General features: G+C 44.8%; 14 protein-coding genes, 1 pseudogene and 1 other annotated feature. Of the genes and pseudogenes, 10 read left to right on the forward strand and 5 right to left on the reverse strand.

Going from position 1 to position 15,064, the window contains the following annotated elements; genetic code table 11:
* The first annotated feature begins 93 nt into the window (after nt 1-93).
* The 5 genes and pseudogenes from acsA (at nt 94) to M1E06_RS05945 (ending at nt 4,877) form a co-directional block, all read left to right on the forward strand.
* Nucleotides 94-1,812, forward strand: coding sequence for an acetate--CoA ligase (acsA, locus tag M1E06_RS05925; RefSeq protein WP_020452599.1), 1,719 nt, complete (start codon nt 94-96; stop codon nt 1,810-1,812).
* 53 nt (nt 1,813-1,865) lie between these two features.
* Nucleotides 1,866-2,106, forward strand: a binding site (T-box leader).
* A 48-nt stretch (nt 2,107-2,154) separates the two neighbouring features.
* Nucleotides 2,155-3,420, forward strand: coding sequence for a tyrosine--tRNA ligase (tyrS, locus tag M1E06_RS05930; RefSeq protein ID WP_023855507.1), 1,266 nt, complete (start codon nt 2,155-2,157; stop codon nt 3,418-3,420).
* Nucleotides 3,421-3,551: 131 nt separating this feature from the next.
* Complete coding sequence (locus M1E06_RS05935) at nt 3,552-3,698, forward strand: hypothetical protein (RefSeq protein ID WP_216904390.1); 147 nt, start codon at nt 3,552-3,554, stop codon at nt 3,696-3,698.
* 172 nt (nt 3,699-3,870) lie between these two features.
* Nucleotides 3,871-3,959: pseudogene (locus tag M1E06_RS05940) on the forward strand (MBL fold metallo-hydrolase); the annotation flags it as partial.
* Between the two features lie 480 nt (nt 3,960-4,439).
* Nucleotides 4,440-4,877, forward strand: a complete 438-nt coding sequence (locus tag M1E06_RS05945; RefSeq protein WP_026579070.1) for a DUF805 domain-containing protein — start codon at nt 4,440-4,442, stop codon at nt 4,875-4,877.
* Between the two features lie 275 nt (nt 4,878-5,152).
* Here the strand turns inward: M1E06_RS05945 and M1E06_RS05950 are convergent, their stop codons facing one another.
* Nucleotides 5,153-5,383, reverse strand: a complete 231-nt coding sequence (locus M1E06_RS05950) for a hypothetical protein (RefSeq protein ID WP_065643623.1) — start codon at nt 5,381-5,383, stop codon at nt 5,153-5,155.
* Nucleotides 5,384-5,492: 109 nt separating this feature from the next.
* Here M1E06_RS05950 and M1E06_RS05955 point away from each other — a divergent pair, with 109 nt between their 5' ends.
* Nucleotides 5,493-5,618 (forward strand): hypothetical protein, encoded by a 126-nt coding sequence (locus M1E06_RS05955; RefSeq protein ID WP_261379712.1) that lies wholly within the window; start codon nt 5,493-5,495, stop codon nt 5,616-5,618.
* Nucleotides 5,619-5,679: 61 nt separating this feature from the next.
* Here the strand turns inward: M1E06_RS05955 and rpsD are convergent, their stop codons facing one another.
* Nucleotides 5,680-6,282 carry a 30S ribosomal protein S4 gene (rpsD, locus tag M1E06_RS05960; protein WP_020452596.1) on the reverse strand — a complete coding sequence of 201 codons (603 nt, stop codon included), beginning with the start codon at nt 6,280-6,282 and terminating at the stop codon, nt 5,680-5,682.
* 331 nt (nt 6,283-6,613) lie between these two features.
* Here rpsD and M1E06_RS05965 point away from each other — a divergent pair, with 331 nt between their 5' ends.
* The gene (locus M1E06_RS05965) at nt 6,614-8,314 is read left to right on the forward strand and encodes a sensor domain-containing diguanylate cyclase (protein WP_043054432.1); all 1,701 of its coding nucleotides are present in this window, start codon (nt 6,614-6,616) and stop codon (nt 8,312-8,314) included.
* Between the two features lie 13 nt (nt 8,315-8,327).
* On the opposite strand, the gene M1E06_RS05970 is transcribed toward M1E06_RS05965, so the two are convergent.
* Nucleotides 8,328-8,822 (reverse strand): GAF domain-containing protein, encoded by a 495-nt coding sequence (locus M1E06_RS05970; protein WP_020452594.1) that lies wholly within the window; start codon nt 8,820-8,822, stop codon nt 8,328-8,330.
* A gap of 129 nt (nt 8,823-8,951) precedes the next feature.
* Here M1E06_RS05970 and refZ point away from each other — a divergent pair, with 129 nt between their 5' ends.
* A complete protein-coding gene (gene refZ, locus M1E06_RS05975; protein ID WP_020452593.1) occupies nt 8,952-9,590 on the forward strand; it encodes a forespore capture DNA-binding protein RefZ in 639 nt (212 codons plus the stop codon).
* Here refZ and hisJ read toward each other — a convergent pair.
* Nucleotides 9,583-10,395 (reverse strand): histidinol-phosphatase HisJ, encoded by an 813-nt coding sequence (gene hisJ / locus M1E06_RS05980; protein ID WP_043054431.1) that lies wholly within the window; start codon nt 10,393-10,395, stop codon nt 9,583-9,585. The genes refZ and hisJ overlap by 8 nt on opposite strands.
* A gap of 186 nt (nt 10,396-10,581) precedes the next feature.
* Between hisJ and ezrA the strand changes: the two genes are divergently transcribed.
* Nucleotides 10,582-12,276 (forward strand): septation ring formation regulator EzrA, encoded by a 1,695-nt coding sequence (gene ezrA, locus M1E06_RS05985; RefSeq protein WP_035338182.1) that lies wholly within the window; start codon nt 10,582-10,584, stop codon nt 12,274-12,276.
* Between the two features lie 107 nt (nt 12,277-12,383).
* Here ezrA and brnQ read toward each other — a convergent pair whose 3' ends face one another.
* Entirely contained in the window at nt 12,384-13,721 is a 1,338-nt protein-coding gene (gene brnQ, locus M1E06_RS05990) for a branched-chain amino acid transport system II carrier protein (RefSeq protein ID WP_020452590.1), read from the reverse strand.
* Nucleotides 13,722-13,915: 194 nt separating this feature from the next.
* Here brnQ and M1E06_RS05995 point away from each other — a divergent pair, with 194 nt between their 5' ends.
* The gene (locus M1E06_RS05995) at nt 13,916-15,061 is read left to right on the forward strand and encodes a cysteine desulfurase family protein (protein ID WP_020452589.1); all 1,146 of its coding nucleotides are present in this window, start codon (nt 13,916-13,918) and stop codon (nt 15,059-15,061) included.
* Nucleotides 15,062-15,064: the final 3 nt, after the last annotated feature.

Here is a 15,064-nt window from a genome sequence, read left to right on the forward strand (position 1 = left end):
TTTTCATAGGATGGAAGAGTATTTTTTAAAAATTGAGAAAATAAAAAATCTATACTATAATATATTTTGATGAGCGAACAAAGGGGGATGGGCATGGAATTGAAAGCGTTGCCAGCAGAAAAGGGAAACTACAACTTGAAAGACTATGATGAAGCATACCGGACATTTGACTGGAAGGATGCCGAAAAACATTTTTCATGGCACAAAACGGGAAAAATCAATGCAGCTTATGAAGCGATCGACCGCCACGCTGAGTCAAATTTGAAAAATAAAGTGGCATTTTACTACAAAGATCCGGTCCGCGAAGAAAAGTACACCTTCAGAGAGATGAAAAATGAAACGAATAAAGCCGGGAATGTCTTAAAGCAGCATGCCAATGTGGGAAAGGGAGACCGTGTGTTTGTTTTTATGCCGAGATCACCCGAGCTTTATTTTATTCTTCTCGGCGCTGTCAAATTGGGAGCGATCGTCGGGCCGTTGTTTGAAGCATTTATGGAAGGCGCTGTCAAAGACAGGCTTTTAAACAGCGGAGCGAAGGTTATCGTGACGACGCCGGAATTGCTTGAACGGGTGCCGGCCGGCGAACTTCCGGATCTTGAATCAATCATTGTCGTTGGAGAAGGCGTAAAGGAAGAAGGGTCTGTCATCGATTATTACGCGAAAGCGGCTGAAGCAGATACTGATCTTGAGATTGAATGGATGGATCAGGAAGACGGGATGCTGCTTCACTATACATCGGGTTCGACCGGCGCGCCAAAAGGGGTTCTCCACGTCCACAAAGCAATGATTCAGCATTATCAAACAGCCAAATGGGTTCTTGATCTGCACGACGATGACATTTATTGGTGCACGGCTGATCCAGGCTGGGTTACCGGAACGGTCTACGGGATCTTCGGTCCGTGGCTGAATGGAGCAACGAATGTTGTCGTAGGCGGCAGATTCAGTCCCGAAGCATGGTACGAAACGATTGAAAAAATGGAAGTGACGGTATGGTACAGCGCGCCAACGGCTTTTCGGATGCTGATGGGTGCTGGCGACGATCTCGTGAACAAATATAATCTGAGCTCATTACGGCATATTTTAAGCGTAGGGGAGCCGTTAAATCCTGAAGTCATCAGATGGGGGCATAAAGTCTTCAGCAACCGGATTCATGATACATGGTGGATGACCGAAACAGGAGCGCAGCTCATCTGCAATTACCCGTGCATGGAAATTAAACCGGGATCGATGGGCAAGCCGATTCCAGGCGTAGAGGCTGCAATCGTCGATCACCAGGGAAATGAACTGCCTCCTTACAGAATGGGGAATCTCGCCATTAAAAAAGGCTGGCCGTCGATGATGCATTCGATCTGGAACAATCCTGAAAAATACAGCTCCTATTTTATGCCGGGGGATTGGTATGTGTCAGGAGATTCCGCCTACATGGATGAAGACGGATACTTCTGGTTCCAGGGAAGGATCGACGATGTCATCATGACATCGGGCGAGCGCGTCGGCCCGTTTGAAGTCGAAAGCAAGCTTGTTGAGCATCAAGCTGTCGCTGAAGCAGGCGTCATCGGCAAACCGGATCCCGTCCGCGGTGAAATTATTAAAGCGTTCATCGCCTTGAGGGACGGTTATGAACCGTCAGATTCGTTAAAAGAAGAAATCAGGCAGTTCGTGAAACAAGGCTTGGCCGCACACGCCGCGCCAAGGGAAATCGAATTCAAGGATAAACTGCCGAAAACAAGAAGCGGAAAGATCATGAGACGCGTCCTGAAAGCTTGGGAGCTGAACCTTCCGGCAGGCGATCTCTCATCGATGGAAGACTGATGTCTCATTGACAATGCAAAAATATTATGTTAAAAAAGATTTAGTCGAATATTCAAAAGGTGAAGACTGAGATTAGTAAAACGCATCCTTCCCTGTCTTAGAGAGCTGATGGCCGGTGAAAATCAGCACATATGGATGGTTTGAATTACACTCACGAACCGCTTTTGCGAAAAAAGCCTCCCGGGCTTTGTGTAGCAGAAGAACGGAAGCTTTTCCGTTATCATTGAGAGTGAAAAGAGCGCGGCCATGCGTTCTTTTAAGCAGGGTGGTACCGCGATTTTTATCGTCCCTTCGTTTTTGCGAAGGGGCGTTTTATTTTTGGAAAAAAGGAGCTAAATGATGATGACACACTTACTTGATGATTTGTCCTTCAGGGGACTGATTCAGCAGCAAACCGATGAAGCAGGCTTGAGAGAACTGCTGGATAAAGAAAAAATCAGCTTATACTCCGGATTTGATCCGACAGCTGACAGTCTGCATATCGGACACCTGTTGCCGATATTAATGCTTCGCCGCTTTCAGCTGGCCGGACATCGTCCGATTGCGCTCGTAGGCGGAGCGACGGGCCTGATCGGCGATCCGAGCGGAAAGAAAGCGGAGCGCACGCTGAACAATGAAGAAATCGTCCGCGAATGGTCGCAGAAAATCAAAAACCAGCTTTCGCGTTTCCTGGATTTTGAAGCTGAAAAAAATCCGGCGATTATGGCGAACAACTATGACTGGATCGGCAAAATGAACGTCATTGATTTCCTGCGCGATGTCGGCAAAAACTTTGGAATCAATTACATGCTTGCCAAAGATACGGTAAGCTCCAGAATCGAGACGGGCATATCTTATACTGAATTCAGCTACATGATCCTACAGTCTCTCGATTTCTTGAATTTGTACAGAAACCAGGAATGCAAGCTGCAGATCGGCGGAAGCGACCAGTGGGGCAATATCACGTCAGGCCTCGAGCTTATCCGCAAATCTGAAGAGAATGCAAAAGCTTTCGGATTGACGATTCCGCTTGTGACAAAAGCAGACGGCACGAAGTTCGGAAAAACGGAAGGCGGCGCGATCTGGCTTGATAAAGAGAAGACGTCGGCATATGAGTTTTATCAGTTCTGGATCAATACCGACGACAGGGATGTCGTGAAATACTTGAAATACTTCACTTTCTTGTCCAAAGAAGAAATTGAAGATCTCGCTGAAAAAGCAGAGACGGCGCCTGAAAAACGCGAAGCGCAAAAGCGCCTCGCCGAAGAAGTGACCGTTCTTGTACACGGCCGTGAAGCGTTTGAGCAGGCTGTCAACATCTCAAAAGCACTCTTCAGCGGAGATATTAAACAGCTGACTGCTGAAGAAGTGAAGGTCGGCTTTAAAGGGGTTCCTTCCATGGAACTTGAGAAAGCGGATGAACTGCCTCTTGTTGAGGTGCTCGTCCAATCCAAGCTGTCTCCGTCTAAACGCCAGGCGCGCGAAGATATCACAAACGGCGCGGTATACGTTAACGGCGAGCGCCGCACCGATGTTGCGGACGTCCTCACCGGCGACGACCGCATCGAAGGACAGTTTACCGTCATTCGCCGCGGTAAAAAGAAATACTTCCTGCTGACTTATAAATAATCAAAAAGCTCTTGCCAAACGGCAAGGGTTTTTTTGTGTCCGTATGTTTCATGTATGTTCATTCAGGAAATGTCAAAAATATAGATGTAATAGGTAGAGCATTTCCATCGTTGAAGAGGGAGGAATGTAGCATGAACCTGTTCATTGCGGCGAAAGAAAAGTTTATGGAAGATTACAACATGCAGCTGGAAACGGAACGAAAACAAGAGGTGCAGCAGTCGGCTGACGGATACAATCAATTGAATCAGACGGAAAATGCAGCAAAGTGGCTGAAGTAGAGGGTCTTTAGGGCCCTCTTGGTATGAAGGTGTCCGCGAAGAAATTTCCGCGCATCAGCCGGACATCATAGCCGTTAACGAAGGGTACAATCAATACTTTGAAGCCGGGTCTCCCGTCATCATGAAAGAAGATAGTGCTGGATCAAGCCGACCCATTGATTTCCAGACATATGCACGGGAAGAATTGAAGAGCTTCATACAGGAAAAAGGAATGTCCTCTCGTATGCTGTGCCGGATGACGGAAAATCTTACACATTTTAATATATGACAGATTAAAGCCGTAAAAAACAGACAGTGAATTTCTGTCTGTTTTTTTGGCTTCTTCTTAGAGAACAAAGATCAATGCCTCCGGCGGGATTCGAACCCGCACTCCTCTCGTAAGCATAGGCTAGGGGAGAACACGCTTCCCTACGGACTTTTACCGACAGGAATTCCACCTGTCTCAGCTATTTGCTTTTCGGTGCTTCTGAAACCCTTGCCTTGCGACCCGTTCCTACAATGTTTTACGGCGCTCTTCCCTTCTAGAGCTACAGAGGCGAAATGGATGATTCATATTATACAGAAGCAATGGTGAAATGAGAACTGAAATTTTGAAAAGGCACAAGCTCAAATTCCAATTAAAAAAATGTTCCTCTAAGATGACTTGGGAGCATCCTTCAAGTAAATGGTCGATAATGATATTTTATGGTATAATTCATATGTTTTTCGCAAATTTATAGATTTGACAATGGAGGAACTTGTATGAAGTGGTTTTGGAAAGGCTTGAGGAATTATGCGAATTTTGAAGGGAGAGCAAGACGAAAGGAATATTGGTTGTTTCATTTGTTTAACGGTATCATATGTTTTATTTTATTTATCTTAACAGTAATGATCGTAAGTTTATTTATTTCAGGAATCATGACAGCGGAAGGATATGATGGATATCAAGTAGGATATATCATCGGGTATGGCGGTGGATTCCTCGGGTACGTCCTGATCTTAATTTATCAGTTGGCTGTTTTGGTGCCTTCTTTGGCTGTCAATGTCCGCAGGCTGCATGATACCGGAAGAAGCGGCTGGTGGATTTTAATTGGCTTGTTGCCGATTATCGGTGCTGTCATTCTGCTGATTTTTTACTGTCAGGCTGGCGAAACAAAAGAAAATCAATATGGACCAGATCCAAAAGTAAATGTATCGTAAATTGCACCCCAATTGTTAGACAATCATCTGGCGATTGGGGTTTTTTATAGTCTGAAGAAGACCGAAGGGGAACGACTGTTAACTTGATTTTTAATGAGAGATGCCCGTATTTCCGAAGATTGTTTGGCATATCAATTTCAGTGACGATTCAAGATGGTTTTGAGATACCGGAGACAGTCAAATGGGCGAGGCTAAAACAAAAGCAGTCACTGAAGTTCATGCCCCTCGTATCGCGGGACGGATCTTAGCCCTCATCGAAGCCTTCCGGGAGTTTTTTATAAATAAATCGCACACCATCCCGCTAACACCCCCATCACAAAGCAGTCGTTGCTGTCCATTTTCTTACCGTGTTTAACAAAGACATTCAAAGCCCAATTCAATTTAGTGCCATCTTCAGTCTTTGCAACCCATTTTTTGCTGATATTGTAGTACATGACTTTGAAAATGGCGAATGCAGCTAAACAGAACAAGTAGAACAAGAGAAACTTACCAAAAAACATAAGCATTTGTTGGTCACTCCTCCGTTTTCATTCTTTAACCAACGATTTGATTTTACCGAATATATGCATAAGAGAAAAGGAGACGTTTGTCATATCTTGCTTGTGAGGAGGTATCTTGCAAGAAAGATCATCTATTAAAAACTTGACGCTTATGAGCTGGGTCCGTTTTATTCCCGGCTTATCAACAGCCCGCAATCTCCCCGAATCAACGGTGGAAGAAGAATACAACAAAAAACCCTAGAATCGCTGATATATCAACAATTCCAGGGTTTTTGCCATTGCTCTTTAAAGAGCATTTTCTATTAACGAGAGTAGAATTCAACGATCAATGCTTCGTTGATCTCAGCAGGAAGCTCAGAACGCTCTGGAAGGCGAGTTAGTGAACCTTCAAGCTTTTCAGCGTCAAAAGTCAGGTATTCAGGAACGAAGTTGTTCACTTCAACCGCTTCTTTAACTGCAGAAAGGTTTTGAGATTTTTCACGAAGTGAAATCGTTTGGCCAGGTTTAACTTGGTAAGACGGAATGTCAACGCGGCTTCCGTCAACAAGAATGTGACCGTGGTTTACCAATTGGCGTGCTTGGCGGCGAGTGCGCGCTAGGCCAAGACGGTAAACGATGTTGTCAAGACGTGCTTCAAGAAGAATCATGAAGTTTTCACCGTGTTTACCAGCCATTTTCGCAGCTTTGTCAAAAAGGTTGCGGAATTGGCGTTCGTTCACACCGTACATATGGCGAAGCTTTTGCTTTTCTTGCAATTGCAAACCATATTCTGATAGTTTTTTACGCTGTCCCGGACCGTGAGGACCTGGTGCGTAAGGACGTTTTTCTAATTCTTTACCCGTACCGCTCAAAGAGATGCCTAAACGGCGGGATAATTTCCAGCTTGGACCTGTATAGCGAGCCATAATGTGACTCCTCCTTTGGTTTTATTTTTGTGAAAATAAAACCCATCTGTTCAATTCAGCCATGTCCATTTTGTTTTCATGTATCCTCGCTCCAGCAGCAAAGAGTTACACGATACACCTTAATAGATAAGGAACAAAATGAAACACAGAAGCAGAACAAAAAGGCTGCATTATTTCACACAAAGAAGATTATATAATGTCCGCTGTGCAAAGTCAACCATTCATGGACTGTCCCAAAGAGCCTGAATCATTAATAAGTATAAAGTCCTGTTTTTTATGATATAATCAGGAAAATAAAATACATAAAACGGATTTTTTTAAGGTGATGACCATGAACAAACAAACTGAAGACCTATATCTGTCTTTTCATCAGAAGCTGTTCCAATTTCTTTTAAAAAAGCCGGCCGTCTCGTACGATGACTCTGTTGCCTGGCTAAAAGCGGCAGCAGAGTCATTTTTTTCGTTTATATCTCTTACATTGCGTCCTTCTTCAAGTCCGCAGGGAGCGAACGGCCAAAGCGGCCAGATCAGCCGAGTTAATGATTATTATATCATTATAACAATAGAAGAAAACAGCAAATATATAGAACTTTTGTGTCAAAAGAATCATAAAGTACCAGAACGTCTTGCTGAATCCATCCGCCTGTTTTTAATGCATTGTCTGAAACTTGATGCATTATTTCATGAGGAGCTCAATAAAACAAAGATTTATGAAAAGACGGCGCTGCTGCATGAGCTGATGGATCAGGAGCAGGTGCTCAAGACAATGGTTGAAAGTTTGAGGGATGTTTTTCCTTTTTTGGCATATTGTCTTTTCTTGTCATACGACGAGGACCAATACATCAGCCTTCCTGCGATAGAGCTAGATGTGCAAAGCGAATCGACCGATTCTTTCGCCTTAGAGGCATACTTATCAGGACAGGCGAAGAGCAAAAATGAATCGGAAGTTTACATTCCGATTAAAGGCCGGCAGGGAACGTATGGCGTTTTGAAGGCTTTTGGACCAGGGGCTGCCGATACGGCAGCGGATATATGCATTATTTCGAATGCGGCAGGGAAAGCATTTGAAAATTCCCGGCTTTACGAACAGTCGCAGAATATGATTTCAAATTTGGAGCTGATTAATGAAACATCGCATCAGCTGAACCGGACGAAACGCCTCCCTGATATGATGAAGAGTTTGTCCGAAAGGCTGATCAGTTCATTTGGCGCCGAAGAGGTGGGCTTTTTTTATAAAAATCATTTGGACGAGGAAACCCTGCTGCCGGGAAGCACAGGTTTTTTTCAGACGGATGCGGCCCTTCTATACATCCGCTATGTTAAAGAAAAGATTTCAGAGGAAAACGGGGTATTTGTCGGAAACGGTTCTTCGTTTTTTGGAAATGAAGGTTATGCTTCATTAATGGGCGTTCCGATGCTGGAGAATAATGAAAACAAAGGATTTGTCATCGTATTGAAAAAAAACGTCTGCTCTTTTTCATTTGAAATGTTTAAGCTGTTTCAGACGCTGATCAGGCATTCCACGCTCGCCGTGTCGAATTTGATGCTGCGTGACCGGCTGAAGTATCTTGTTCAAACAGACCGTTTGACAGAGCTTTACTCGAGAAGCTATTTCGATGAAAAAATCGGGTACAGTATGAAAGCGGATGAGAGCGGCGTACTCGTATTGATTGATATCGATGATTTTAAACAGATTAACGATACGTACGGCCATCAGAAAGGCGATGATATTCTCATTCAAGTCGCCAGGGTGATCCAGCGAAACATCCGCGACCAGGACGTCGCAGCAAGGTGGGGAGGAGAAGAGCTTGCGGTATACTTGCCGAAAGCAGGGCTGAACACCGGTGAAATGCTTGCTGAGAGGCTGATTACGCTTGTCAGGGAATGCACTGATCCAAAGGTGACGATTTCGTGCGGGGTATCCAATTGGTCTCAGGATCGTCCGAAATCTTTAACCTGCCTTTTTAAAGAGGCGGATGTCGCGCTGTACAATGCAAAGCGAAACGGGAAAAACAGGTTTATGACACATTAAAAAAGAGCCGGATTTACCGGCTCTTTTCGCTTAAACGCTCTCCAAGCATCTCTGTGAACTTTTTCAAATAATACTCATCTGTTTCATCGAAGCGGTTTTTAATCGGGCTGTCGATATCGAGCACTCCGATGATGTTCCCGTCCACTTCAAGCGGAACTACGATTTCGGATTGGGACGCCGCATCACACGCAATGTGTCCGGGGAACGCGTTCACATCTTCAACGCGCTCGACCCGGCCGTTTGTATAAGCGGTGCCGCAGACGCCTTTCCCGAACGGGATTCTTACGCATGCAGGAAGTCCCTGGAACGGACCGAGCACAAGCTCGCCGTCTTTGGCAAAATAGAAACCCGCCCAGTTGATGTCTTCCAATGATTGATACAAAAGAGCGGAGGCGTTTGCTGTATTGGCGATCATATCAGGTTCGCCTTCTGTCAGCGCATCGATCTGTTTGAGGAGAAGCTCGTATTTTTTTTCTTTGCTGCCTTCTGTTTTTTCGACATGAAACATGATAATTTCCCTCGCTTTTTCTTTGAAATGGCAAAAACACGCTTGCCGTGATGCTATTTGTCGAGCACTTTTTACAGGAACAATTCCGCTTGAAGTGGAATTGTTTTAAGTAAGAAGGGGTGAAACAAGATGGGATCAAACGCTATTTCAACCACGAAGGACAGGATCATCGAATCTGCCGTGGAGCTGTTCAACCAAAAAGGTTTTTCAGGAACATCCGTCCGCGAAATTGCCCGAGCAGCCAATGTCAATGTCGCCCACATCTCCTATTATTTTAATGGAAAAGGCGGTTTAATGGAGCATTTGATATCCCGATTTTATGAAGGCTATTTAAGAGTCCTTGAAAAGGGTTATGAACGCCTTCCGGATGCAGGTGCAACGGATTGCCTTCTTCAATTGGTTTTTGATATTCTATCGTATCAGCATGAGCACCGTCAATTAACTCGGTTTGTTTATCGCGAAGTCACGATTGATTCCACACTGAATCGCGAAGTGATGTCAACATATTTAACAAAAGAAAAGTACATTCTCCACCTGATCATTGAAAAGGGAAATGAGGACAACGAATTTTCCCGTTTTCCCCTTTCCCATTTTATGATTCAGCTGAAGTCGCTTTTAATGATGCCTTATCTGCAGCCTCAATATATTTCAGAAGTGCTGTATGTACAGCCGCACGAGCCGTACTTTTATCAGGCGTATTACAAGGAAGTCAAAACATGGCTTCTCAGTCTGTTGTACAGAGAAGGTCGGCAAGCCGCCGTTATTTAGCCAAGCGGCTCTCAAAATGTTCGTAACCAAATCCGGCATCCTCTGCTTGGTGGGCATCAGACCCAAAGACAAGCGGGATGTTTTTTTGTTCCGCTTCTTTTATCATCCATTCTTCCATATAGACGTCGCCTGCATAAGGCTTGCGGAGGCCGGACGTATTAAAGTCAAGTTCGTATCCGCGCTTTGCGGCTTCATCCAAACAGGAGGAGACCGATTTTCTGACGCTTTCTGACATCGAATACGGAAACAGCTTCACAAATTTTTTCGCCAGCGTAATGTGGCCGATTCGTTTTGGCTTAAATGCTCCCAGCGGTGATACAATGGAAGAATAAATTTCGTCATAATAGGCGAGATAGACCTGTTCTGTGCTGCCGTAGCAGCCGATCAGCTGCTGAAACGCTTTTTCATCGTAGTCAAGGCAGATGTGCGATGATCCGGCCGGCAAAAAATGAACGGAAAGAATGCTGTCGTCAAGATGCGTGCCGTATTGATCGAGAAAAGCTTTCGTTTCGTGTTCAAAGGTGCGGATATAATCGACTTCAAGACCGATTAAAACGTCGAGCTGTCCTTTGTACTCTTTCTTCAGTTCGGTCAGCCGTTCAATATAGCGGTCCAGCTCGGAGATCGGCATGGCGCTGTCTTTCTCCGGGGTCGGATCCATGAATGAAGGCGGAAGCGGCGCATGCTCGGTGAAGGATACGGATCGGAAGCCTTTTTTGCATAATTCTTCTATATAATATCTGAATTCGTCTTTTGATCCGTGCGGACAAAAGGGAGAATGAACATGACCGTCTCGTTTCAGCATGATGTCACCCCGTAAAAAAATAGTCAGATGTTGTCACTTTGATGTAAAAAAATTAAAAATTCTGCTCAAAAAATGTTGGTTACATGGTATCATAAGAACAATGAAAACGATAGTTTAACTTCATTTTTACATAACAATTTCAAATACATACCCTGACAGAACAGATAAACAGCAAGGGGGCTCATTATGGAGTTTGTCATTGGCTTACTGGCGTTATTTTTAATCTTATTCGCTACGGGCTACTTATTCAGAAAAAATATATATAAAGAGATCGACCGTTTAGAAGCTTGGAAAATCGAAATCATGAACCGATCGATCGTGGAAGAGATGTCAAAAATCAAGCATCTGAAAATGACGGGGCAGACTGAGGAATTCTTTGAAAGGTGGCGCCGGGAATGGGATGAAATCGTCACCTCGCATATGCCCAAAGTCGAAGAGCTTCTGTTTGAAGCCGAGGATTGCGCCGACAAATACCGTTTTCAAAAATCGAAACAGGTGCTCGCGCATATTGAGAATCTTTTATCAGCGGCTGAATCCAACATTGAAGACATCTTAAAGGAAATCGCCGATCTTGTCTCGAGCGAAGAGCAGAACCGCAAAGAAATCGAAGAGGTAAAAGAACGGTATACAAAAGTGCGGAAAAACCTTTTGGCATACAGTCACCTGTACGGAGACCTCTATGAGAAAATTGAAACCGACCTCGATACCGTGTGGGAAGGCATTAAACAGTTTGAAGAGGAAACAGAAGGCGGAAATTATATAGAAGCCAGAAAGGTGCTGCTCGCCCAAGACCGTTTGCTTGAAGAGCTTCAATCATACATAGACGATGTGCCGAAACTGCTTGCAAGCTGCAAGCAGACCGTTCCGCAGGAACTCGCCAAATTGAAAGCCGGCTATCAGGAAATGATCGATAAAGGGTACAAGCTCGATCATATTCAAGTGGAGAAGGAGCTCGAAAACCTTTTGAAAGAATTGAAGCGTGCTGAAGGTGCGCTTTTGGACGAACTTGATTTAGAAGAAGCCGCCGCAATCGTGCAGATGATTGATGAAACGATCCAGACGCTGTATAACCAGCTGGAGCATGAAGTCGAAGCAGGGCAGGAAATTTTTGGGAAAGTGCCTGAGCTTGCCGCTGCATTGGAAAAGCTTGAAGCCTCCAAAAAGGATACCGAAGCTGAAACCGAACTCGTCAAGAAAGGCTACAGACTGACAACCGGAGAACTGGAGAAACAGCAGTCATACGAAAAGCGCCTTGAAATGATCGAAAAGCAGTTCGAACAAGTGAAAGAAAGGCTTGATCAGAAACATGTCGCCTACTCGCTGTTAAAGGAAGAGCTTGCGGATATCGAAAAGCAGATGGAAGCCGCTCAACGGGAGCATGACGAATACAGGGACATGCTGCAAATGCTGAGAAAAGAAGAGCTTCAGGCAAGAGAGCTTCTCAAGCAATTAAAGCAGACGATCAAGGATACGGCTCGGAGCCTGGAGAAAAGCAATGTTCCAGGGATTCCGGAAGCCATAACCGAAAAGATCCGGCAGTCGCAGACGACTGTGCAGAAAGTGACAGAACAGCTGAATGAGCTGCCGCTGAACATGGATGCGGTGAACGAACGCCTTCAAGAGGCGGAACAGCTTGTCACAGAAGTGAAAACAAAGACGGATGAACTGGTTGAAATGGTTTTGCTGATCGAACGCATCATCCAATATGGCAACCGCTTCAGAAGCCAGGACCGGATTCTTTCCGAACAGCTCAAAGAAGCAGAAAAAAGTTTTTATGCATATCAGTATGAAGAGGCTTACGACATTGCCGCCAGAGCGGTCGAAAAAGCGTCGCCGGGAGCAGTTGCCCGGCTTGCAGCGGACGCGAAGCAGCCTGAATAGAGCAAAAACCCGGCACGTGAAAAGGCGTGTCGGGTTTTTTTGTCTATAGCTGCAATGAAAAATAAAAAAACCGGCCCTGTTTAAAAACAGAGCCGGTTTTTCAAAGATCAGCTGACTTTCTTTAATTTGTCTTTCGGCGAAGCGATGAAAAATGTCACAATGTAACCGATCACCGCGCCGATAACAGCCGGAATGACCCAGCCGACACCCATGCTGAACAGCGGGATGTTCGCTTTTAAGATATCGTTTACCGGACCCAGCGGAATTTTCGCCGCGTTTAATCCGTCGATGATGCTTAAAATTCCAGTCGGGATAAGGGCACCGATATAGACTTCGCGTCGTTCAGCAAACAGCTTGTCAATGAAAGAGAGCAAAACGACGACGATCGCAAGCGGATAAATCGCCGACAGAATCGGAACTGAAAACGAGATGATTTCTGTCAGTCCGAAATTGGCAATCACAAGGCTGAAAAGCGTCACGATGATGACAACAGCTTTGTAAGAGAGCTTCGGAATCAGCTTTGAAAAATACTCTCCGCAAGAGGAAACGAGTCCGACGCTCGTCGTCAGGCAGGCGAACAAGATCGCGATACCGAGCACGGCATTTCCAAGCGAGCCGAATAAATACGCGGAAGCTTTGGACAATATTTCGCCGCCGTTGTTGAGCGAACCGACGGTTTCAACACTTGTCGCCCCTAAATAAGCGAGAGAAACATAAACGAGTCCGAGACCGACTGCAGCGACGATCCCCGCTTTGATGCATGAAGCGGCGATTGACTTTGGATTTGTAACGCCGCGGTCTTTAATCGCGGTAATAACGACAATTCCAAATACGATTGAAGCGATCGCATCCATCGTTTTATATCCTTCTAAAAATCCGACAAACAGAGGTGCGGATTGATAGGCCTCTGTCACAGAGCCGATGCTGCCCATCGGGGTGATAAACGCTTTGATGACTAATATTGCGATTACAGTCAATAATATCGGTGTTAAAATTTTACCGATGCGGTCAACAAGCTTGCTTGGGTTTAAAGCCAGGAAATAAGTGATTCCGAAAAATATCAGGGTAAAGATAAACAGATAAAGACTTGATGAATGTTTCCCTAAAAACGGCTCCACCGCTATCACGTATGAAACATTTCCTGTCCTCGGAATAGCAAACAAAGGTCCGATCGTCAAATAAATGCTGACGATTAATATCGTGCCGAAGACCGGATGGGCTTTGTCAGCTAGGCCTTTTGCACTCCCTTTTAGAGCAACCGCGATGACGCCGAGCAGCGGAAGACCGACGCCTGTCAGCAAGAATCCGATGATAGCCGGCCAAACATTCTCTCCGGCAGCTTGACCGAGCTGGGGAGGAAAAATCATATTTCCCGCTCCGAAAAAGAGGGCGAACAGCATAAGTCCAATCGCCGTCGTTTCCTTAGCGGATAGTGAAGTTTTCATTAAAAAGAACCTCCTGGTTTGTTGTTTAAATTTTCTGTCAATTTATTTTCGTGATATAATATGACAAAAGTCCAAAGACTATTATATTTTAAAAATCAGAGAAGTCAAACATTTATTTTTAATTTTCAATTACAAGTTGATATGATAACATATACAGTCATGAAAAAGAACGTTCATTTTTAAAGGAGTAGATCATGATTTATCTTGATAATAGTTCAACAACAAAACCATATCCTGAATTATTACAAATTTATGAACAAGTAAATCAGCGCTTCTTCGGCAACCCGTCGTCACTGCACCGCCACGGCATTGAAGCGGATCAATTGCTTTCAGAAGCGCGGAAACAGATCAAAACGGCGCTTTCGCTAAAAAGTCATGATATCGTGTTTACGTCCGGGGCATCAGAAGCCAACAACATGGCGCTGAAAGGCATTGCTTTGGCACATATGCAAAAAGGAAAACATATTATTGCTTCCTCCATTGAACATCCGTCTGTGACGGAATCTTTGGAGCAGCTGAAGACAGCCTTCGGCTTTGAGGTTACATATCTTCCTGTCGACAGCCGCGGATTTGTTTCGCTTGAAGATCTGAAACAAGCGCTCCGCAAAGACACGATTCTGGTGAGCATCATGCACGTCAACAATGAAACAGGTGTCATCCAGCCTGTGGAAGACATCGGCAAAATCGTAAAAGAAAACACAAGGGCATACTTTCATGTTGATCACGTTCAAGGCATTAACAAGGTTCCGCTGGACATCTCCGGGGCGGACATTGACCTTTGTACGATATCGGGTCATAAATTTCACGGCTTAAAAGGAACAGGAGCGCTCATTCTGAACGAACGGATTTCGCTTTTTCCTTTGATTTCCGGAGGAGAACAGCAGAACAACAGGCGTGCCGGAACTGAAAATACCGCCGGCGCTGTTACGCTTGCAAAAGCGATCAATATGTCAAAACAGGATTATAACCATTATATAGAAGAAATAAAGGCGGCAAAATTGGCTTTTATCAAGGAGCTAAAAGAGCTAAAAGGTGTTATATTAAATACGCCGGAAGAAAACAGCGCGCCGCATATCATTAATTTTTCCGTGCCGGGATTGAAGGCCGAGGTCCTTTTGCATATGCTAGAAGAGCGGGGTATTTTCGTATCGACGACATCAGCATGCTCTTCAAAACAGCATAAGCCGAGCAAGGTGCTTTTAGCAATGGGAAAAGGTGAAGATGCAGCGGCAAGCAGCATCAGAATCAGTATGACATACCGGGACAATCAGGAGATTGTCGGCCCGTTTATGACGGCCTTAAAAGAAAGTTTACACAAACTAAAAGGAATTATGAGGTAGAGA

The organism is Bacillus sp. AK124, from assembly GCF_053903085.1.

Coding starts and splice junctions, on each gene's coding strand:
- M1E06_RS05965 (WP_043054432.1), top strand. CDS start 6,614: ATGAACAAACAAACTGAAGACCTATATCTGTCTTTTCATCAGAAGCTG.
- M1E06_RS05950 (WP_065643623.1), bottom strand. CDS start 5,383: ATGCTTATGTTTTTTGGTAAGTTTCTCTTGTTCTACTTGTTCTGTTTA.
- tyrS (WP_023855507.1), top strand. CDS start 2,155: ATGACACACTTACTTGATGATTTGTCCTTCAGGGGACTGATTCAGCAG.
- M1E06_RS05995 (WP_020452589.1), top strand. CDS start 13,916: ATGATTTATCTTGATAATAGTTCAACAACAAAACCATATCCTGAATTA.
- M1E06_RS05945 (WP_026579070.1), top strand. CDS start 4,440: ATGAAGTGGTTTTGGAAAGGCTTGAGGAATTATGCGAATTTTGAAGGG.
- refZ (WP_020452593.1), top strand. CDS start 8,952: ATGGGATCAAACGCTATTTCAACCACGAAGGACAGGATCATCGAATCT.
- M1E06_RS05970 (WP_020452594.1), bottom strand. CDS start 8,822: ATGTTTCATGTCGAAAAAACAGAAGGCAGCAAAGAAAAAAAATACGAG.
- M1E06_RS05935 (WP_216904390.1), top strand. CDS start 3,552: ATGAACCTGTTCATTGCGGCGAAAGAAAAGTTTATGGAAGATTACAAC.
- ezrA (WP_035338182.1), top strand. CDS start 10,582: ATGGAGTTTGTCATTGGCTTACTGGCGTTATTTTTAATCTTATTCGCT.
- hisJ (WP_043054431.1), bottom strand. CDS start 10,395: ATGCTGAAACGAGACGGTCATGTTCATTCTCCCTTTTGTCCGCACGGA.
- acsA (WP_020452599.1), top strand. CDS start 94: ATGGAATTGAAAGCGTTGCCAGCAGAAAAGGGAAACTACAACTTGAAA.
- rpsD (WP_020452596.1), bottom strand. CDS start 6,282: ATGGCTCGCTATACAGGTCCAAGCTGGAAATTATCCCGCCGTTTAGGC.
- brnQ (WP_020452590.1), bottom strand. CDS start 13,721: ATGAAAACTTCACTATCCGCTAAGGAAACGACGGCGATTGGACTTATG.